The organism is Brachybacterium timonense (genome assembly GCF_900258505.1).
In the GTDB taxonomy this organism is placed as follows: Bacteria; Actinomycetota; Actinomycetes; order Actinomycetales; family Dermabacteraceae; genus Brachybacterium; species Brachybacterium timonense.
Genome location: NZ_LT984895.1, coordinates 728,420 through 748,251, shown reverse-complemented (window position 1 = coordinate 748,251; position 19,832 = coordinate 728,420). Strand labels below are relative to the sequence as shown.

Genomic DNA, 19,832 nt, shown 5'->3' with positions numbered 1-19,832 from the left:
GCACGGACGGAGTCCCACATGCCCCTGAACAGCGGACAGTTCGCCCTGCAGGGTCCAGGCGTCGATTACGACCCACACTGGTATCGCAAGGCCGTTTTCTACGAAGTGCTCGTGCGTGCTTTCGCCGATGGCAACGGCGACGGCACCGGCGATTTCACAGGTCTCATCGAACGCCTCGACTACCTGCAGTGGTTGGGCATCGACTGCCTGTGGCTGCCGCCGTTCTTCGCGTCCCCATTGCGCGACGGCGGCTACGACATCTCCGATTACGAGGCGGTGCTGCCAGAGTTCGGATCGATCACCGATTTCGAACGGCTCGTCTCCGAAGCACACCAGCGCGGCATCCGCGTGATCATCGACCTGCCGATGAACCACACCTCGGACAAGCATCCCTGGTTCCTCGAGTCCCGATCCGATCCGGACGGGCCCTACGGCGACTTCTACGTCTGGTCCGACACCGACGACAAATACCCCGACGCCCGGATCATCTTCGTGGACACCGAGGAGTCGAACTGGACGTTCGACCCGGTGCGCCGCCAGTTCTTCTGGCACCGCTTCTTCTCCCATCAGCCGGATCTGAACTTCGACAACCCCGCCGTGCACGACGCCATGTTCGAGGTGGTGAAGTTCTGGCTGGACAAGGGCATCGACGGGTTCCGCGCCGACGCCATCCCGTACCTGTACGAGGAAGAGGGCACGAACGGCGAGAACCTGCCAGCCACCCACGAGTTCCTGCAGCATCTGCGCGCCTACGTGGACGAAAACTGGCCCGGACGCGTGATCATTGCCGAGGCCAACCAGTGGCCCCGTGACGTTGTGGAGTATTTCGGCACCGAGGACGCCCCCGAATGTCACATGTGCTTCCACTTCCCCGTCATGCCGCGGATCTTCTATGCGCTGCGCGAGGGCAGCGCACACCAGATCATCGACATCCTCGCGGATACCCCGGAGATCCCGCGTGGCGCTCAATGGGGCACGTTCCTGCGCAATCACGACGAGCTGACGCTCGAGATGGTCACCCCGGAGGACCGCTCCGCCATGCTCGGCTGGTACGCACCGGATTCGCGGATGCGCGCGAACGTCGGCATCCGTCGGCGCCTGGCTCCCCTGCTGGATAACTCCCGCGCCGAGCTCGAACTCATTCATGCGCTGCTGCTGTCCCTGCCGGGTTCACCGTTCCTGTATTACGGCGATGAGATCGGAATGGGCGACAACATCTGGCTCGAGGACCGCGACGCCGTGCGCACCCCGATGCAGTGGACGCCGGACCGCAACGCCGGGTTCAGCGAGATCACCGATCCGGGGAAGCTGTACCTGCCGGTGATCCAGTCGCTCGTCTACCACTACTCGACCACGAACGTCGAAGCACACATGGCCCACTCCGGCTCCCTACTGCATTTCGTGCGCTGGATTCTCGCGGTGCGCCGCCAGCACGATGCCTTCGGTCTGGGCGCCTACCGGAACATCCCGGCAGACACGGATCGCGTGCTCGCCTTCACCCGTACATACGACGGCGCCGAACACGGGGAGGCAGCGCAGGCGCATGCCGAGACGTTGCTGTGCGTGTTCAACCTCTCGGGGCGGCCCGTCACCGCGAGCCTGGATCTGGGCGGCCTCGCCCGACGCACCGTGCGTGACGTGTTCGGCGGTCACGAATTCCCCGCGATCGATGACGACGGCGAGCTGACTCTCACACTGGCAGGTCACGGCTTTTACTGGCTGAAGGTGCGCCCTCTCTCGGAGGACGGCGAGCCGATGACCACCACGACGGCCATCCCCGTGGTGACCGACGAGGCCTGAGGCGGCGGCACCATCGAGTCGATGAGGCCATCGTCCTGTGGGGTGGGGCCACCCAGCGTCGGACGCAGAGCTGGAGACGGGACTCGAACCCGCAACCACCTGTTTACAAGACAGGTGCGCTACCAATTGCGCCACTCCAGCGAGGCGGCACGAGGCCGCCGATCCGGGTACTGAAGCCCGGACCACGTGAGACTACCCGAGTCGTCGACCCGAATGCTCATTCCTGGCTAATTCTCGCGTCTCAGCCCTGTCCGCCGTCAGAGGCACCGCCCGCGTCAGAGGCTCCGCCTGCGTCGGATGGCGCAGCCCCGCCTGCTTCGAGCACCGCGGAACGCAGCGCGCCCGGCGTCTTGAAACGATCAACGCTCTCCTTCGTGCCGTCAATCTCGACGTAGGGCGTACCCTGCTTCTTCTCCGCCGCGTACGGCTCGACGACCTGACGCACCCAGGGACGGTAGGTCTGCTTCTCCAGGCAGGACAGAGTCTCTTCCGTGGCGCCCACCTGCTCGGCGAAGCCGCGGATCTGCTCATCGCTGAGCCCGGCAGAGCCCTCCTCCGGCTGATTCTCGAACAGCAGCTGCTGGAAGGAGAGGGAAGCCTTCGGGTCCTGCTCGTACATGCACACGTAGGCGTTCGCGGCCCGTGTCGAGTAGTCGCCGGTGGTGGACTGCGCATCCAGGAAGCGGCGCGGAACCATCCGGATCTGCGCCTCCTGGTTCTCGATCATCGTCGAGATGTCCTCGGCATTCGCCTTGTCGAATTCGCCACAGAACGGGCACATGAAGTCCAGGTGGATCTCCACCACGGGCTTACCGGAATCGGCGGGGGCACCGTAGGAGAGGTAGGCCTGACCCGATGCCACATTGCTCGGCGCGGTGGCGGGGCCAGCGGGGCGCAGCTGGGTCCAGATCGCGTAGCCCAGGCCGCCAACGAGCACGAGCGCCACCACGGTCACAGCGGCGATCACGATGGTGCGGACGTTGCGCTGGCGGCGCAGCTCCGCTTCGCGCTCCTTCCGGATCCGCTCGCGCTGTGCAGCACGACGCTCCTGTGCCGTGGCCGCCGACGTATCCTTCGCGGCTGCGCGCTTTTTGGACGGCCCGGACGACGGGGTCGATGCCATGGTTCCTCCTGCGCCTTCAGGGCTGTGCTCGGCTCGGGGTCGCGGGGAAGTCTAGCGGCCGCATTACCTCACCGTCGCCAGAAGGCAATGTCCTCGAGCCGGGGTAGTGCAGGGAACGGGAAGTAATCCACCATGCCATCCCGGGCGAGAATCGTGGCGACCACGGCACCGATCAACAGCACGAGCAGCACCCCGACGACGAGTCCCCAAATCCGGTCAGGCGCCGCAGCGTCGACCATGCGATGCGCCCCGCGGCGCGTCGTAGCCGAGCCGAGTCCCACCCAGGTCACGAGCACGGTGACACCGATGGCAATGGCAAAGGCGACGCCGTCAGCAGGCGGGGACCCGCTCCAGAGCATCCAGCCAGCATCGACGGCGATACCGATCAGGAGGCCGAGCATCAGCGGAATGATCGCCTGGCCCACTGTCTCGAACAGGCCCAGCAGGAAGCGGAACGGAGCCGCCATGCCACTGGTCCACAGCGGACCCGCTCCCGTGCCACCGCGCAGCCGATGCTGGACGATCGAGCGGTGGCTGCGCTCCCAGGTGCGGGCGAGTGCACCGAGCAGGAGAACCAGCGTGAGCGCGATGTACGGGGCCACGGCCCCGAGGGCGATCAGCAGCACGTGCCCCATCCAGATCAGGAACGGACGACGCGGCGGAGGTGGCATCGGGGTGGGCCAGGCGCCGTGCGGCGGCATGGGCCCCACCATGCCCGCGGGCATGGGCTGGGCTGGCCGGGCAGGCGCGTAGGGATGCTGCTGCGAAGTCAGGGGCGGAGCCTGTGGTGGGCGCTGCACAGGATGCTGTGGCGGGAAGGACGTCGGGGCGTACGGGCGCTGCTGAACGTCACCTCTTCGCTCCAGGGGCACCTGGGGCGCCTGGGGTGGATTCTGCAGCGGTGGGGCGTCACGCACCACGGGCAGTGGCATCGTCGGATCCCGCACCGCGTCGAGGATCTCGGTCGGCGGATCAGCTGGCGACGGTTCGTTCGGCGTCGGTACGACGGGTAGCGCCTGCGTGCTGTCGTCGATCCGAGGGATCACCTCGGTCGCATCCTCCCCATCGGCCGTGTCGGATGCGGCCAGGTGCCCGGTATCGCGGCCATCCGCGGCTGGCAGCATTTCGGTGGGCCCCGGATCGTCGTACTCCTCGAGATCCAGTGTGGCCAGCCGCGTCATCCAGGCGCGCGGCTCCGGGCGTTTCGACGGCTCAGCCTGCAGCGCCGCGCGCAGCCAGGCGGCGAGCTGCGTCGGGAGGCCGTCCACATCGAGGTCGCCGCGCTCTGCACGCAGGAACACGATGTCGGCTCGGCCCGACCCGAAGGGCTCCCGGCCGGTGGCGGCGAAGGCGAGAAGCGCGGCGAGCGCCCACCAGTCCCCTGCAGCACCGGTGTGGTTCGTGCGCACAACTTCCGGATCGAGATAGGCGGCAGTGCCCATGACAAGACCGGTGGATGTCAGCCGCGATTCCTCGGCGGCAATCGCGATCCCGAAGTCGATGATCACCGGATCGAGCCGGTCACCGTCGGGATCGAAGCCCGTGAGATCTTCAAGGCGGGCGCCGCGCAGCAAAATGTTGGAGGGTTTGAGATCGCGGTGGACAACCCCGGAGTCGTGGATGCGCTGCAGGGCCTCACCCAGCACCGCAGCGATCTCGCGCACAACCTCGGGATGCAGCGCGCCGACGGTCCGCACGGCCTCGTCGAGGGTCGGTCCGGGCACGTATTCGGTCACCACGAAGGCGTCCGGGGACTCGAGCTCGGCGTCGACGATCCGGACGATCGAGTCGGAGCGAACCTTCGACTGTGCCGCGACCTCACGAGCGAGCCGGTCACGAGCACGTGGATCATCGGCGATCTCATGGCGCAGCAGTTTGATCGCCACATCACGCCCGTCGGCGTCCTGCGCGCGGTACACGATGCCCATGCCGCCCGAACCGATCCGGCCGTGAATGCGGTAGCCGGAGTCCTGTTCCAGGGTCAGCAGGCGCGGATCGGTGCGCCGACGCGCCGGTGTCTGCTCCTGGACCATGGCCGCCATGCTACGAGGCGGGCGCATCCCGGTGTGTCCACCTCTCGGCGAACCCCTCTCGACTCATACCCTCCAGGGGTATATGGTGCAGGAGTTCGCGGCGCGGACCCGAGCTCCGGAGTCGGGCCGCGCACAGAAACTCTGAGCAGCAGATGGGAGAACACCATGAGCACGAGTACCTATGTCCTGTCCGGACTGACCTGCGAACACTGCGTGAAGGCTGTCAGCGAAGAGGTCAGCGCCCTCGACGGCGTCACGGAGGCGACCGTCGACCTCGTCGCGGGCGGAGAATCCACCCTCACTGTCACAGCTGACCGCGAGCTCAGCGACGACGAGGTGCGCGAAGCGCTGGAGGAGGCCGGGGAGTACCAGCTCGTCGGCCGCGGCTGACCGCGCCGCGCTTCCCCGTCATCTGTGCCCCGTCATCCGCGTGTGTGAGACTATCCGGCAGCGGCGCTATCGGGGCGCCGCACCGGAGCAGAAAGGCACCGCATCGGTGCCGGATCCGCAGCGACGCTAGGGGGAAAGATGCGCAGCACGTTGTTCGACGCGGGCAATCAGGAGCGCCAGACCACCGATCGCTGGGCGTTGCAGTCATCGAAGATGCTGCGTTGCGTCCTGAACCCACAGGCACCGGAGATTGTCTCCGCTGCCGGCGCGATGGTGGCGTACCAGGGTCAGATGGACTTCTCGTACCAGGGGTCCGGCGGCGGCATGAAGCTGCTGAAGAAGATGGCCACGGGCGAGGGCGCCAACATGATGCGGGTGCGCGGCCAGGGCGAGGTCTTCTTCGCCCGTCACGCCGACGAGATCTTCCTGATCCAGCTCGAGGGCGATGCCATCACCCTCAATACCCGCTCCATGCTGGCGTTCGACTCCACCATCCAATGGGATATCCGCTCCCTGGGCGGCGCCGGTTTCATGGCGGGTGGTCTGTTCAACCTGTTCCTTCAGGGCCAGGGCATGGTGGCTCTGACCTCCGACGGCCCGCCGATGCTGCTGGACTGCTCGCGTCAGCCCACCTACGTGGACCCGCAGGCCGCCGTGTGCTGGTCGGCGAATCTGCAGCCGCAGATCAAGAATGACTTCAAGATGGGTTCCCTGATCGGCCGCGGTTCGGGAGAGTCCTTCCAGCTGGCCTTCCACGGCCCCGGCTTCGTGGTGGTGCAGCCCTCCGAGGGCCCGCCTGTCATCCAGGGCTCCTGAGCACACCCACGGTAGGTAAACGTGGCCGCCGGAGGGTTCCTTCCGGCGGCCACGACCTACGATGACCGCGTGAGTAACACCGCGCCGAGAACCCTCGTCGACCAGCTCGACGCCATGGGTCCGGCGTGCCTGCTCCGCGCCGCACGCGACGCCTCAACCATGTTTGCGGCCGACGTCTCCGCGCCTGCGCCAGCGCAGGTGGACCCTGTTCCCGCGGTCCTCACCGCTGCGCAGTGGGATGACCTCACTGCCGGACTCATCCAGCGAGCTCGGTTGCTCGACGCCGTGTTCGCGGACCTGTATGGCCCGCGCGCCCTGCTGGACAACACCGTGGCTCCCACTGCCGAGCTGCTGCGCGACCCTGCCTACCTGCGTCCCGCGATCGGCCTGCCCGCTCCAGGCGGCCATCGGTTGTTCATGCTCGGCGTGCGCGTCGTACAGGACACGGACGGCGCGTGGCGCGTCATCGCCGACGACATCGAGGTGCCGCAGGGCGCAGGTCTCACCCTGGAAATCAGACGCGTCCTCTCCCGCAGTGCGCCGGAGCTCTACCGTTCCACCGCCGTGCGTCACCTGTGTCCGTTCTTCGATGCCGTACGCACGGAGCTGCACCGGCGCGCTGTCCGCGCGGAACGCGCTGGCCGCGTCGTCGTGATCACCGATGACGCTGACCCGATGCTCGCCTTCGACCATCACCGGTTCGCAACCCTCCTGGGAGCCCCCACCGTCGTCTGCAGTGACCTGCAGACCACCGGCGGCGCCGTGGTGCTGCGCGCGCCCGGTGGCGAGATCGACACGGGTGATGCCGTGGATACGCTGCTGCGCCTGGTCCCGTCGGCCCATCTAGACCCTCTGGACCTGGGCCCCTCACCGATCGGCGGTGTCGTGGGACTGGTGGAGGCTGCCCGCACCGGCGACATCGCCGTCGTCAACCCCATAGGCGCCGGTCTGTTGGAGAATCCGGCGCTGCGCGAGGCCCTGCCGGATCTGTGCCGGGAGTTGCTGCACGAGGACCTCCACCTGCGCAGCGCGGATCTCAGCGACCTCGATCGCATCGCGACGTCCTGCTGCCTGGACCCCAGCGGCGGCGATGAGCTCGTGCAACGCCCACTGGCCCTGAGGCTCCTGATGGTCGCCACGGCCGACGGGTTCAGCGTGCTGTCCGGTGGGATCGCGACGACTCTGGACGCCGCGCCCGAGGCGATGAAGGACATCTGGGTGCTCCAGCCTGAGCACAGCGGCATCGCCGACGATCCGGCGATCGACGACTCGACCGTCGGCTCCGCCCCGGGGGCGACACTCGCCCTGGAGAACAGGTACCTCCGGCCCGGCGAGCGCACCCCACCCTGGGGGATCGAGGATGTCTGAGCAGCTGCCACCCTGTGTGCCGACAGGTGACCGAGGCGCCGACACCGCCGCCTCGGTCACCTACCGCGTCCACCACCTGACCGCGTACCGGTATCGCACAGCGGTCACACGCAACTATGGGCGCGCGCATGTGGAGCCGCGCACCACCGCGTTCCAACGTGTCCTCTCCCACGACGTCACCGTCTCTCCCCAGCCCACGCGCCTGAGCACCCACACCGACTTCTACGGGAACTCCTCGACCTACCTGCTGGTGGAGGAGTCTCACGAGCACCTCGACCTTCATTCGCGTGCCCTCGTGCAGGTCACGGCACCGATCTACGCCCCCGATGCCATCGCACAACCGTGGGAGCGCTGCACACCGCCCCACTGGGGTCCGCTGGTGCCCGGGGCGAGCCACGACTTCACGGGAGAGTCCCCACGCGTGCGGATCAGCAGTGCCGTGCAGGAGATCGCCCGCGACGTGTTCGATCCGGAGCGCCCCATCGGCGACGCTCTCTCAACGCTCACAGCGCTGATCCACGACGAGTTCACCTACGACTCCGGTGCCACCACGGTCGCCTCGACCCTGGAGGAGGTGCTGGCCAGTCGCCGTGGCGTCTGCCAGGACTTCGCCCATGTGGGCATCGCCGTGGTACGCAGCATGGGGCTCGCCGCCCGGTATGTCTCCGGATATCTGCGCACCGCCTCAGCACCCGCACCCGAATCTCCCAGTGCACTGGCCACGACCCCAGCGGGGGAACTGATCGGCTCGGCCGCGTCCCACGCCTGGCTCTCGGTCCTGGTGCCGGGCACCGGGTGGGTCGACATCGATCCGACCAACCGCGCCGTGGTCGATGAACGCTTCGTCACCACTGCCTGGGGTCGCGACTACTCCGACGTGGCACCGCTGACGGGCATCGTGGTGGGGCCGCCAGGGGCTACTGACGGGCTGCACGTCCGCGTGAGCGTGGTGCCGGCCGCAGGCGAGGGTCACGACTCGGTCCCGAATCGGTGTTAACCAGAAGAACCAGGCGCCTTCGGACAGGGCTGGGCGTACCCTGGCAGTCGGCCTTCGGGGCTCGGCGCACCGTGCGCATCCGCAGTGCCTCCCCTGGGCCGTCAGCGGCCTCGACGTCCCGCGCCCCGCGCGGGGTCGCCGAACGTGCAGCCAGCATTCCCTTTCCAACGTAGAAGGATGAGCAATGACCTCGTCTCCCCAGGGCGCACCCGCACCGGCCCCCGCAGCCCCGGCCACTGCCCTCCCCGCGCCGGCGGGCCTCGCCAAGGCCCTCGACGACGGCATGTACGCCAAGGCCACGATGCCTTTCGGCAAGATGTTCCTGCTGTCCCTGACCGGCGGCGCCTTCATCGCCCTCGGCTTCATCTACATGGTCACGTCCCAGCAGGGCATGGCCGGCGAGTGGCCCACCGGTATCGCGAAGATCCTGGGCGGTGTCACCTTCTCCGTGGGCCTCGGGCTCGTGCTGATCTCCGGCTCCGACCTGTTCACCGGCACCACGATGACCGTGGTCCCGTTGCTGACCAAGCGCATCTCCGTGGGCCAGATGCTCAAGCACTGGGCCGGGTCCATCAGCGGTAACTTCATCGGCTCCGTGCTCGTGGCCGTGCTCGTGTTCCTGGCTGGCACCCACGCCACCAACAAGAGCGCTTGGGGCAAGATCGTGCTCGATGTGTCCCTGGCCAAGGTGAGCTACGACTGGCACCAGGCCTTCTTCCTGGGCATTCTCGCGAACTTCGCGGTGTGTCTCGCGGTCTGGGTGGGCCTCGGTGGCAAGACCGTGGTTGACAAGGTCATCGCCGTGGTCGGCCCGATTTCGCTGTTCGTGGCCGCCGGCTTCGAGCACTCGGTGGCCAACATGTTCATGCTGCCGATGGGTCTGCTGGTGAAGTACTTCGCTGGGGACACGTTCTGGAGCGGTCAGGTGCTCGCCGATGCGGGCGTCACCCAGGCGGACTACGACGCCCTGACTCCCCTGGCCGTGCTGGGGAACAACCTCGTTCCCGTGATCCTCGGCAACATCGTCGGCGGCGCTGTCTTCGTCGGCGTCTACTTCTGGGCCTGCTACCTGCGCTCAGAGCGCAAGACCGCCTGAGACCCACGCCTGTGCGATCGCGGCCGGGGTGCGCAACGACGCATCCCGGCCGCGATTTTCGCGTATAGAGTGGTGCGGAAATCCCTGCGTCGCGCAGTCGGCGCTCGACCCGGCGCTCTGCGCCACGAGACTGAGGTGAGATGTCCTCCTCCCAGCCCCTTCGCCTAGCCGTTATCGGCTCCGGTCCTGCCGGGGTGTATGCCGCGGAGACTCTCATGCGCTCCGCCCCCGTCAAGGGCGGTGAGCTGCAGGTGCAGGCTGACATCTTTGATCGATTCCCCGCGCCCTTTGGGCTGATCCGTTACGGCGTCGCCCCCGACCATCCGCGTATCAAGGGCATCATCACGGCCCTACACCGCATCCTGGGCCGCGGCGACATCCGCTTCCTGGGTGATGTCGAGTTCGGCACCGACCTCACCCTGGATGACCTGCGCGCCCACTATGACGCAATCGTCTTCGCCACCGGCGCTCTGAAGGATGCCGATCTCCCCATCCCGGGCATCGACCTGGATGGCTCCTTCGGTGCCGCCGATTTCGTCGCCTGGTACGACGGCAACCCGGACTATCCGCGCAGCTGGGACCTCAGCGCCCGTGACGTCGCGGTGATCGGTAACGGAAATGTAGCTCTCGATGTCGCGCGCATGCTGTCCAAGGGCGCCGATGAGTTGCTGCGCACCGAGATTCCCGCCACCGTGCACGAGGGGCTCGAAGCTGCACAGACCACCGACGTGCACGTGTTCGGCCGCCGCGGCCCGGCACAGGTGAAGTTCAGCCCGCTGGAGACACGTGAGCTGGCCCATCCACACGGCGTGCAGATCGTCATGGACCCCCGCGACCTCGAGCAGGTCACCGATGCGGAGTGGGAGGCGATCCACGCCGATAAACGCACCGATCAGGTGGTGCAGACTTTCGTTGGCTGGCTCGAGCAGCAGAAGGAGCGGGAGGCTTCTGGTGCGGAACCCGTCGATGCGCATGGCGGGGCGGTGCGGCGCCGTCTGCACCTGCACTTCTGGCATCGCCCGGTCGAGGTGCTCGGCGAGGACGGCCGTGTCACGGGCATGCGGTTCGAGCGCACCCGACTGGACGAGGATGGCGCCCTGGTGGGCACCGGCGAGATGGTCGACTACCCGCTGCAGGCCGTGTACCGCGCCGTCGGTTACTTCGGCTCGGAGCTGCCCGAGGTGCCCTATGACCCTGAGCGCGGGGTGATCCTCAATGAGGCCGGGCGTGTGGTGGACGCCGCCGGTGCGGTGCAGCCGGGCCTGTACACGAACGGATGGATCAAGCGCGGGCCCGTCGGCCTGATCGGCGCGACGAAGTCCGACGCGCTGGAAACCATCACCTCGCTGCTGGAGGACCTGCGCGAGGACCGTGTGCCGACCGCAGCCGAGCGAGATCCCGATGCGATCCTGCGTTTGCTGGACGAGCGCGGCGTGGAGTACACGACGTGGGACGGCTGGATGGCACTGGATGAGCACGAGAAGGCGCTAGGCGCTGCCAGCCGGGACGCCGACGGTGAACCGCGTGCCCGCGTGAAGGTCGTGGACCGTGAGGAGATGGTGCGCATCAGCCGGGAGGGCATGGGGCGCTGAGCCGCACCCCTTTCGGGGTCGAGCGCACGTCCCGTCCGGGACGACGGATCCGCGCGTGCGAGACCACGCCTGCGGGACTGCAGCCCTCGGTGTCTGTCGGCCCGCGCGTGTACGGTGCGCTTACATCATCAGTCAGAGCGACGATGCCCTGCCCCTGCCCGGGTCGTTGCGCGCCGTCGCCTCGTCTCCGGAGGTCCCTGCATGACGTCGTCCGTCCGCCCCGCCCTTGTCCACCTTCGCGCATCGGATGTGTCGGTGCTGCTGGAGGCCCGCGGGGACCGTTCCCCAGCGATCCTGCACTGGGGCGATGACCTGGGGCCGCTCAGCGGGGCGGATGCCGAGGCGATCGCGGACGCCAGCGTGCACACGGTGCCGAACAACGGTGCCGATGAGCCCGTGCGCGTGGCGATCCTGCCGCAGCTCGCCGACGCATGGACCGGTCATCCCGGCATCTCCGGGGCTCGCGCCGACGGGTCGTTCTTCTCCCCACGCCTGACCGTCACCGGCGTCACGGTTCCACCCGGACGCACCGACGGCGCACTGCACGAAACCGGTGCCGGCGCCGCCGTGTGGACCCTGGAGGACCCGGCTGCCGGGATCCGCGTGGAGCTCACCGTCGAGCTGCTGGCTAGCGGACTCGTGCGCGAACGGGCCCAGCTCACGAACACCGGTGACGACGACTACGTGCTACAGGGCCTCACCCTGACGCTGCCCGCCTCCCCCGACGCCGACGAGATCCTCGACCTTGCCGGACGGTGGGGCAAGGAGCGGGTGCCGCAACGCAGCGCCTTCGGCGTTGGCGCGCATGTGCGCGAGAACCGTCGCGGCCGCACGGGCGCTGACAGCGCCTACGTGCTGCACACGGGTCCGGCCGGCTTCGATTTCGCCTCCGGTGAGATCCGTGCCGTGCACACCGCTTTCTCCGGCAACCATGTGCATCGGGCGGAACGGCTGTGGACCGGCGACCAGGTGATCGGCGGTGGTGAGCTGCTGCTGGCCGGCGAGGGCCGCCTTGCCCCCGGCGCCTCGTACGAGAGCCCGTGGGTGATGGGCGCCTACGGCATCGGCCTGGATGCCGTGGCCGCACGCTTCCACCGCCACCTGCGATCGCGGGACCACCACGTGAGCCTGAACCGGCCCGTCACGCTGAACGTGTGGGAGGCGGTGTACTTCGACCATGACCTCGATCGCCTGAAGGACCTCGCCGATCGCGCCGCGAGCCTCGGCGTCGAACGGTACGTGCTGGACGACGGCTGGTTCGGTTCACGGCGTGATGATCACTCTGGACTCGGCGACTGGGTGGTCTCCGCGGAGATCTGGCCGGACGGCCTGGCCCCGCTCGCGGACCACGTGACGGACCTGGGCATGCAGTTCGGCCTGTGGTTCGAGCCGGAGATGGTCAACGAGGATTCCGACGTGGCACGTGCCCACCCCGAGTGGATCATGGCGCCCGGCCCGGACCGCCTCCCCGTACGTTCGCGACACCAGCAGGTGCTGAACCTGTCGATCCCCGAGGCGTACGCCCATGTCCGCGACCAGATGGTCGCGGTGCTCGAATCCACCGATATCTCGTACGTCAAGTGGGACCACAACCGTGACCTGATCGAATCCGGCACCCGCGCGACCGGCGCCGCTGCCGTGTCCGCGCAGACCCGGGCTGCCTACCGCCTGATGGACGAGCTGAAGGAGCGCTTTCCCGGTCTGGAGATCGAGTCCTGCTCCTCCGGCGGCGCACGCGTCGACCTCGGGGTGCTCGAACGAACCGACCGCGTGTGGGTGTCAGACTGCATCGACCCGCTCGAGCGCCAGCAGATGAACCGCTGGACCGCACAGCTCATCCCGCTGGAGCTGATGGGCAGTCACATCGCCTCAGGCCGCTCCCACACCACGGGCCGTCTGCACTCCCTGGCCTTCCGCGCAGCCACCGCCCTGTTCGGCCATCTGGGCATCGAATGGGATCTCGCGCAGGCAACCGATGAGGAGATCATCGAACTGCGGGAATGGATCAGCGCGTACAAGCGCCTGCGAGAGCTGTTGTTCACCGGCACTCTGGTGCGCGTGGATCGCGCGGATACATCGCTGCAGATCCAGGGTGTCGTCGCCGATGACCAGAGCCATGCCGTGTTCTCCCTCGCGGCGCTGTCCAGCTCGGCGCTGTCCCCGCGCGGATCGCTGCGGCTGCGAGGGCTCGACGATGCGCGTCGCTACCGGGTGCGCCTGCTTGCCCCCAGCGGCGACCCGCACATCCTCGAGGCCCCCGCGTGGTGGCCCCTCGCTTCACGACCGGAGGGCCTGGTCCTGCCCGGCTCTGCGCTGACGCTCACGGGCCTGGCCACCCCGAACCTCGCCCCCGAGCAGGCGTTCCTGCTCGAGCTCGAAGCCGTCGCTTCCTGACGAATCTGATCACTGCAGATCGGCGGAAAGGACACCCATGACCACCTCACCGTCGGCACGCGGCGCCAGGCGCCGTCACCGCGATGACACGGCGCTCGCGCTGCTGTTCATCGCACCGGCGAGCATCGGCCTGCTCGTCTTCCTCATCTGGCCGATGATCACCGGCATCTACTACTCCTTCACGGAGTACACGACCCTCACCCCGCCCACCTGGGTGGGGTTGCAGAACTACCGGGAGATGCTGGCCGACTCGGTGTTCTGGAACGCCCTGGTGGTGACCGTGCTGTATGTGGTCATCAACATCGGGGTGCAGACCATCGTCGCGCTCGTGATCGCCGTGCTGATGCAGCGGCTCACGCAGTCCACGATCCTGCGATCCTTGGTGCTGACCCCGTACCTGGTCTCCAATGTCGTCGCAGCCATCGTGTTCCTGTGGATCCTCGATACGCAGCTCGGCATCGCGAACATCGCGCTGGGGTGGTTCGGGATCGGCCCGATCCAGTTCTGGTCGAACGAAGCCTGGGTGATCCCCACCATCGCGCTGGTGAACGTGTGGCGGCACATGGGCTACACGGCGCTGCTGATCTTCGCGGGGCTGCAGTCGATCCCGAGTCACCTCTACGAGGCAGCCCGCACCGACGGCGCCACCGAGGTCCAGATGTTCCGACGCATCACCATGCCGCTGCTGCGGCCGATCCTGGCGCTTGTGCTGATCATGACGATCATCGGCTCGTTCCAGGTGTTTGACACAGTCTCGGTGACCACCCAGGGCGGCCCTGCCGATGCCTCACGCGTTCTGCAGATGTACATCTACCAGAACGCTTTCGCGGAGTACGAGTTCGGCTACGCCTCGGCGCTGTCGGTGGCGCTTCTGCTGATCCTGCTGGTGATCACCTTTACCCAATACAGGCTGAGCCGTGCCGGCGAATCGGATCTGGACTGAGGAGCACACGATGAGTCAGAGCACCGACGCCGTCGACGCTGCAGCGCAGCGCCCCGTGGGCGTCCCGTCCACGCGGCCCGGTAAGCCGTTCCCCTGGAGGAAGATCCTCGCCTGGGCGGTGATGATCATCTTCCTGTTCATCACTCTGTTCCCGTTCTACTGGATGCTGCGCACAGCGCTGTCCAGCAACAACGCATTGGCTGCGAATCCGGGCAGTCTGCTGCCCGTCGGCCTGAACACCGGCGGCTTCGAGCGCGTGTTCGGCCTGCAGGACGTCGACACCGCCATCGCGCAGGGCGGCTCCGGCGCCTCCATCAACTTCTGGCGGTATCTGCTGAACTCGGTGATCGTCGCGACGTCGATCACCGTCGTGCAGACCTTTTCCTGCGCCATGGCCGCCTACGCATTCTCCCGCCTGCGCTGGCGGGGCCGGGAGACCGTGTTCATGGTGTTCCTTGCCTCGATGATGATCCCGCAGATCTTCACGCTGCTGCCGAACTTCATCCTGATCAAGAACCTGCACCTGGTGGACACCCTGCTGGGCATCATGCTGCCCACCTTGTTCATCTCGCCGTTCGCCATCTTCTTCCTGCGGCAGTTCTTCAACAACATCTCACGCGAGGTGGAGGAGGCAGCTCTGATCGACGGCGCCTCGAAGGTGCGGGTGTTCTTCACCCTGGTGCTGCCGATGAGTTCGGCGCCGCTCGCAACGCTCGCGCTGCTGACGTACATGACGGCATGGAACGAGTACTTCTGGTCGCTGATGGTGTCCTACACCGACGCCTCCCGCGTGCTCACGGTCGCGCTCGGTGTCTTCCGGGCGCAGGCACCGGGCACCGGTCCGGACTGGTCCGGCCTGATGGCGGCCACGCTCGTGGCGGCCGCGCCCATGCTGATCCTCTTCGCCCTGTTCGCCAAGCGGATCGTGGACTCCATCGGCTTCAGCGGGATCAAGTGAGGTGCACCCCATGACTCCCCGACGACACACACTTCGGTCCGATCCCCGCGCAGTGTCGCGCCGCTCGCTCCTGGGCGGCACGGCCGGTCTCGCGGCGGGGGCAGCGGGAGCCGCCTCTCTCGCAGGCTGCGGTGCGAGCACCGCACGCGGGAAGGTGGCGATCGACTACTGGCTGTGGGATGCCCTGCAGCTGCCCGCATACTCGGCTGCGATCGACCGGTTCATGGAGAAGAACCCCGATATCGAGGTGCGCATCACGCAGCTGGGCTTTGACGACTACTGGACGAAGCTCACCGCGAGCTTCGTCGCAGAGGCCGGGCCCGACGCGTTCACCGACCACCTGGCGCGCTTCCCGGAGTTCGTGAAGCTCGGTGTGATCACGCCGCTGGACGGGTTCGCGCCGGTTGATGAGCTGTCTGCCTCACGCTTCCAGGACGGGTTGCAGGACCTCTGGACCGGTCAGGACGGCAAACGCTACGGCGTGCCGAAGGACTACGACACGATCGCCTTCGCCTACGACCGCAGACGCCTGGCGAACTCCGGTGTGTCGGAAGACGACCTGTACGGGCTCGACTGGAACCCGGATGACGGCGGCAGCTTCGAGCAGATCATCGCCCATCTCAGCGTCGACAAGAACGGTGTGCGCGGCGACGAGAAGGGTTTCGATGCCAGAAATGTGGCGACCTTCGGCCTCGCCGCCGACCCCTCGATCGATTACGTCGGCCAGACCACGTGGGGGTCCTTCGCGCTGTCCACCGGCTGGCACTGGACTGATGAACCGGTGTGGGGCACCCGCTTCCGTTTCGATGATGAACTCTTCGTCAAGACCATCGACTGGTACTTCGGCCTGGTAGACAAAGGCTTCTTCCCGCCGTTCGGGCGTTTCGGGGATTCCTCCCCGGCCACCGCGCAGATCCAATCGGGCAGCGCTGCGCTGGCGATGACCGGTTCGTGGATGATCGGCACCTTCAACCGGCTCGACGGTGTCGACCTGGGGCTTTCACCACTGCCGGCGGGCCCGATCGGGCATCCCGTCTCGGTGTTCAACGGGCTGGGCGACTCCATCAGCGCCCAGTCACAGAACAAGGAGGAGGCGGCGCGCCTGATCGCATTCCTCGCCTCCGATGAGGCGCAGCAGCTGATCGGGCAGCGCGCTCCGTTCTTCCCAGCAACGGACGTCGGCACAACGGCAGCAATCACCTCCTACGAGGACGACGGTCTGGACGTCAGCGCCTTCACGGACCGGGTCACGGAGGGCCAGACCGGCCTGTACCCGCTGGTGCAGAACTCCGCCTCGATCATGGCGATCATGCAGCCGGCCTTCGACCGGATCTGGCAGCGCCAGATCAGCGGCGCCGACTTCACGGAGTACAACGACAAGATCAACGCCTTGTTCTCCTGACCTGCGCCGGACAGGGCGAGTGACTAGCCTGGGGCAATGGCTCCATCGCACTCCAGCGCTTCACTCGCCCTGCCCGCCGATAACCCCTTCGCCTCGCCGTCGGCCCTCCCCTACGGGCTGCCGGACTTCGCCGCGATCCGCCCCGAGCACTACATGCCGGCCTTCAACGCCGGGATCGCGCAGCAGGAAGCTCTCCTGGAGCGGATCGCCGCAGATCCTGCCAAGCCCACATTCGAGAACACGGTCGAACTGCTCGATGAGGGCAGCGCCCTGCTGGCTCGGGTCTCGCGAGTGTTCTTCCATGAAATGGGTGGAAACGGCACCGAAGAGCTGATCCGTATCGAGTCGGAGATCTCCCCGCGGCTCGCGGCGCTGGCCGATGCGACGTGGCTCAGCCCCGAGCTGTTCGCCCGTGTGGACGCGCTGCACGCAGCCGGGCCGCGCTCGGACCGCGAAGAGCAGCAGATCCTCGAGCGGATGCATCAGCGTTTCGTGCTGCGCGGTGCCCGCCTCGATGAGGCCGGCCGGGCACAGCTGGCAGAGCTGAATCAGGAACTGAGCACCCTGGAGACGACCTTCGCTCAGCAGGTCCGCGCCGATCTCAAGGCGGCCGCAGTGCACGTGCGGGACGAAGCCGACCTGGCGGGCCTGGATGCGGCGCAGCTCGCCACCGCCCGTACTGCCGCCCAGGATGCAGGGCTCGACGGGTTCCTGCTCACCCTGGAGCTGCCCACGGTGCAGGGCCTGCTGGGGTCCCTGACAGTGCGCGCCACCCGCGAAAAGCTCCATCGGGCCTCGCTCCAGCGCGGTGAGGAGACCTGGGGCCCCGCGCGACGGATCGCCGACGCGCGCGCCCGCAAGGCTCAGCTGCTCGGCTTCGAGGACTTCGCCTCTCTCGCGGTGGCCGACCGCACCGCGAAGACCCCGTCGGCAGTGGACGAGCTGTTCGCCTCCGCAGTGCCGGCTGCGATGCGCAACGTCGACCGGGAAGCCGCACGGATCGCCGAGCGGGCCGCAGCCGATGGGATCACCGACCTCGAGCCGTGGGACTGGGCGTACTACGAGAACCGGGTACGCGCCGAGGACTTCGCAGTGGACGAGGCTGCTCTGCAGCCGTACCTGGTGCTGGATCGGGTGCTGGTTGACGGCGTGTTCCGTGCCGCGCGCGAGGTGTACGGGCTGACCTTCACGGAGCGAGATGACCTGACGGCCCACCATGAGCTGGCCCGCATCTGGGAGGTTTTCGACGCCGACGGCACCGGGATCGGCCTGTTCATCGGTGACTTCTTCACTCGTGACACCAAGCGCGGTGGCGCCTGGATGAACGCGGTTGTGCCTCAGTCGCGGCGTCACGGCATGCGCCCGGTGATCGCGAACACCCTGAACATCTCTCGTCCGGCGCCGGGTCAGCCCGCCTACGTGTCCCTGGATCAGGTGCGCACGCTGTTCCATGAATTCGGGCATGCGCTGCACGGGCTGCTGAGCGACGTGGACCGTGCATCGGTCTCTGGCACGTCTGTAGCCCGCGATGTGGTGGAGTTCCCCTCCCAGGTCAACGAGATGTGGGCGCTGCGCGACGGCATCGTCGAGCACTGGGCGCGCCACGTCGACACGGATGAGCCGATCCCATCCGAGCTGCTGCAGGCGGTGCGGACCTCAGCGTTGTGGGGCGAAGGCTTCTCCACCGTGGAGTACCTGGCTGCAGCCGTTCTGGACTGGCGCTGGCATCGCCTTGCGCCCGAGCAGATCCCATCGGATCCGCATGCCTTCGAGGCGCAGCAGCTCGAGCAGGAGCATCTGGCGCATCCGCTCGTGGCACCGCGGTACCGCACCGGGTACTTCAACCACACCTTCTCGGGGTCATACGCCGCGGGCTACTACTCCTACTTCTGGGCCGAGGTCTTCGACGCCGACGCCGTGGCCTGGTTCGAGGAACAGCTCACCGCGGGCCACCCTCTGCGCGAGATCGGCGATCGCTTCCGCCGTGAACTGCTGGCGCTGGGCGGCTCGGTGGACATGGTCGATGCCTACCGTGCCCTGCGCGGGAAGGACAGGGATGTGCGGCACCTCGTGGAGCGGCGCGGCTTGCTCTGAGGCCAGGCTTGCCGTGGCTGCCGCTCTGATCCGCTGAGACGTGAGGTGCACAGTCTCTCCCGCATCTGAGAAGCTGGTGCCGGCAAGCGGCGCGGCAGTGCGCCGGGCGAGCATCAGGGGAGAACATGACCGAGCAGACCACCATGACTCCGTCGGTTGACGAGAGCCAGACGACGTACACCGCCTACGAGATCGACTTCATGCTCGATCTGCGCACGACCGACGCCGGGGAGATCACCCGCGAGCAGATCGGGCTGCGCCGCGCCCCCGAGGAGGCGCGCGAGTACGTGACTGCTGCGGTGACCTCCGGGCTGCACGCCCGCGGCAAGGTGGCCTACTCCGAGGATGGACAGTGGCTGCTGGGCGAGGAAGCGCAGATTATCGCTACCGCCCTCACCGCCGCGGACCGCTGGCTGGGGATCGCGCTCGCCCAGGGCGACGCGATGCGGATGGCATTCATTGTCAAGGCCAATCAGGCCGTACTGATGCTCACGCAGGATGATCTCGACTCTTTCGCGATCACAGCGCTGCCGGACCCCTCGCAGGTGCCTGTCGCCATCGCGGGCGTGTGCTCGGCGTTCCTGGCGGAGGGTAAGGAACGCACCGTCTCGCTGCGTCGCACCGACGCCTCCGCCCCGCAGGATGCCGTTCCGCTCATGTTCCACGTTGAGGAGGGCGGCTCCTGGAAGGTCGGGCATTTGCCGCTGGACGATGATGGCGTGCTGACGGTCTCGGATCTGGACCGGGACGGCTTGGAGGCGGCTATTGCGGCGCTGTGGGAGCAAGGCGCCAGTCAGGCGCCTGCCGTCTGAGGCGCCCGGACCGG

At 67.4% G+C, this 19,832-nt stretch carries 15 protein-coding genes and 1 tRNA gene; 13 read left to right on the top strand and 3 right to left on the bottom strand.

Features of this window, described 5'->3' with window-relative positions; all coding sequences use genetic code 11:
• The first annotated feature begins 18 nt into the window (after positions 1-18).
• Positions 19-1,800: a maltose alpha-D-glucosyltransferase gene (treS, locus tag C8271_RS03180; protein WP_106506084.1), complete on the top strand. Its 1,782-nt coding sequence runs from the start codon at positions 19-21 to the stop codon at positions 1,798-1,800.
• A 68-nt stretch (positions 1,801-1,868) separates the two neighbouring features.
• Here treS and C8271_RS03175 read toward each other — a convergent pair.
• The 3 genes from C8271_RS03175 to C8271_RS03165 form a co-directional block, all read right to left on the bottom strand.
• Positions 1,869-1,941 (bottom strand) — tRNA-Thr (locus C8271_RS03175).
• A 100-nt stretch (positions 1,942-2,041) separates the two neighbouring features.
• A complete protein-coding gene (locus C8271_RS03170) occupies positions 2,042-2,923 on the bottom strand; it encodes a DsbA family protein (RefSeq protein WP_106506083.1) in 882 nt (293 codons plus the stop codon).
• Positions 2,924-2,991: 68 nt separating this feature from the next.
• Positions 2,992-4,956, bottom strand: coding sequence for a serine/threonine-protein kinase (locus C8271_RS03165; protein ID WP_245920821.1), 1,965 nt, complete (start codon positions 4,954-4,956; stop codon positions 2,992-2,994).
• Positions 4,957-5,121: 165 nt separating this feature from the next.
• Between C8271_RS03165 and C8271_RS03160 the strand changes: the two genes are divergently transcribed.
• The 12 genes from C8271_RS03160 to C8271_RS03105 all read left to right on the top strand — a co-directional run bounded on the left by C8271_RS03160 (position 5,122) and on the right by C8271_RS03105 (position 19,818).
• Positions 5,122-5,346, top strand: coding sequence for a heavy-metal-associated domain-containing protein (locus C8271_RS03160; RefSeq protein ID WP_106506081.1), 225 nt, complete (start codon positions 5,122-5,124; stop codon positions 5,344-5,346).
• A gap of 138 nt (positions 5,347-5,484) precedes the next feature.
• Complete coding sequence (locus C8271_RS03155; RefSeq protein ID WP_106506080.1) at positions 5,485-6,162, top strand: AIM24 family protein; 678 nt, start codon at positions 5,485-5,487, stop codon at positions 6,160-6,162.
• A gap of 69 nt (positions 6,163-6,231) precedes the next feature.
• A complete protein-coding gene (locus C8271_RS03150; protein WP_245920819.1) occupies positions 6,232-7,530 on the top strand; it encodes a circularly permuted type 2 ATP-grasp protein in 1,299 nt (432 codons plus the stop codon).
• Positions 7,523-8,527 carry a transglutaminase family protein gene (locus tag C8271_RS03145; RefSeq protein ID WP_106506079.1) on the top strand — a complete coding sequence of 335 codons (1,005 nt, stop codon included), beginning with the start codon at positions 7,523-7,525 and terminating at the stop codon, positions 8,525-8,527. The genes C8271_RS03150 and C8271_RS03145 overlap by 8 nt, the downstream gene beginning before the upstream one ends.
• 184 nt (positions 8,528-8,711) lie before the next feature.
• A complete protein-coding gene (locus C8271_RS03140; protein ID WP_106506078.1) occupies positions 8,712-9,623 on the top strand; it encodes a formate/nitrite transporter family protein in 912 nt (303 codons plus the stop codon).
• Positions 9,624-9,763: 140 nt separating this feature from the next.
• Positions 9,764-11,215, top strand: a complete 1,452-nt coding sequence (locus C8271_RS03135) for an FAD-dependent oxidoreductase (protein WP_106506077.1) — start codon at positions 9,764-9,766, stop codon at positions 11,213-11,215.
• Positions 11,216-11,416: 201 nt separating this feature from the next.
• Positions 11,417-13,609, top strand: a complete 2,193-nt coding sequence (locus tag C8271_RS03130) for an alpha-galactosidase (protein WP_106506076.1) — start codon at positions 11,417-11,419, stop codon at positions 13,607-13,609.
• 37 nt (positions 13,610-13,646) lie between these two features.
• Positions 13,647-14,552 carry a carbohydrate ABC transporter permease gene (locus C8271_RS03125; protein ID WP_106506075.1) on the top strand — a complete coding sequence of 302 codons (906 nt, stop codon included), beginning with the start codon at positions 13,647-13,649 and terminating at the stop codon, positions 14,550-14,552.
• Between the two features lie 10 nt (positions 14,553-14,562).
• Entirely contained in the window at positions 14,563-15,510 is a 948-nt protein-coding gene (locus tag C8271_RS03120; RefSeq protein WP_106506074.1) for a carbohydrate ABC transporter permease, read from the top strand.
• A 10-nt stretch (positions 15,511-15,520) separates the two neighbouring features.
• Complete coding sequence (locus tag C8271_RS03115; protein WP_106506073.1) at positions 15,521-16,912, top strand: ABC transporter substrate-binding protein; 1,392 nt, start codon at positions 15,521-15,523, stop codon at positions 16,910-16,912.
• Positions 16,913-16,948: 36 nt separating this feature from the next.
• A complete protein-coding gene (locus tag C8271_RS03110; protein WP_106506072.1) occupies positions 16,949-19,006 on the top strand; it encodes a M3 family metallopeptidase in 2,058 nt (685 codons plus the stop codon).
• A gap of 125 nt (positions 19,007-19,131) precedes the next feature.
• Entirely contained in the window at positions 19,132-19,818 is a 687-nt protein-coding gene (locus tag C8271_RS03105; RefSeq protein WP_106506071.1) for a hypothetical protein, read from the top strand.
• Positions 19,819-19,832 lie beyond the last annotated feature (14 nt).

Excerpts from the sequence above, each read along its gene's own strand:
- C8271_RS03105 (WP_106506071.1), top strand. The coding sequence starts at position 19,132 with ATGACCGAGCAGACCACCATGACTCCGTCGGTTGACGAGAGCCAGACG.
- C8271_RS03110 (WP_106506072.1), top strand. The coding sequence starts at position 16,949 with ATGGCTCCATCGCACTCCAGCGCTTCACTCGCCCTGCCCGCCGATAAC.
- C8271_RS03170 (WP_106506083.1), bottom strand. The coding sequence starts at position 2,923 with ATGGCATCGACCCCGTCGTCCGGGCCGTCCAAAAAGCGCGCAGCCGCG.
- C8271_RS03165 (WP_245920821.1), bottom strand. The coding sequence starts at position 4,956 with ATGGTCCAGGAGCAGACACCGGCGCGTCGGCGCACCGATCCGCGCCTG.
- C8271_RS03155 (WP_106506080.1), top strand. The coding sequence starts at position 5,485 with ATGCGCAGCACGTTGTTCGACGCGGGCAATCAGGAGCGCCAGACCACC.
- C8271_RS03160 (WP_106506081.1), top strand. The coding sequence starts at position 5,122 with ATGAGCACGAGTACCTATGTCCTGTCCGGACTGACCTGCGAACACTGC.
- C8271_RS03125 (WP_106506075.1), top strand. The coding sequence starts at position 13,647 with ATGACCACCTCACCGTCGGCACGCGGCGCCAGGCGCCGTCACCGCGAT.
- C8271_RS03115 (WP_106506073.1), top strand. The coding sequence starts at position 15,521 with ATGACTCCCCGACGACACACACTTCGGTCCGATCCCCGCGCAGTGTCG.
- C8271_RS03140 (WP_106506078.1), top strand. The coding sequence starts at position 8,712 with ATGACCTCGTCTCCCCAGGGCGCACCCGCACCGGCCCCCGCAGCCCCG.
- C8271_RS03130 (WP_106506076.1), top strand. The coding sequence starts at position 11,417 with ATGACGTCGTCCGTCCGCCCCGCCCTTGTCCACCTTCGCGCATCGGAT.
- C8271_RS03120 (WP_106506074.1), top strand. The coding sequence starts at position 14,563 with ATGAGTCAGAGCACCGACGCCGTCGACGCTGCAGCGCAGCGCCCCGTG.
- treS (WP_106506084.1), top strand. The coding sequence starts at position 19 with ATGCCCCTGAACAGCGGACAGTTCGCCCTGCAGGGTCCAGGCGTCGAT.
- C8271_RS03135 (WP_106506077.1), top strand. The coding sequence starts at position 9,764 with ATGTCCTCCTCCCAGCCCCTTCGCCTAGCCGTTATCGGCTCCGGTCCT.
- C8271_RS03145 (WP_106506079.1), top strand. The coding sequence starts at position 7,523 with ATGTCTGAGCAGCTGCCACCCTGTGTGCCGACAGGTGACCGAGGCGCC.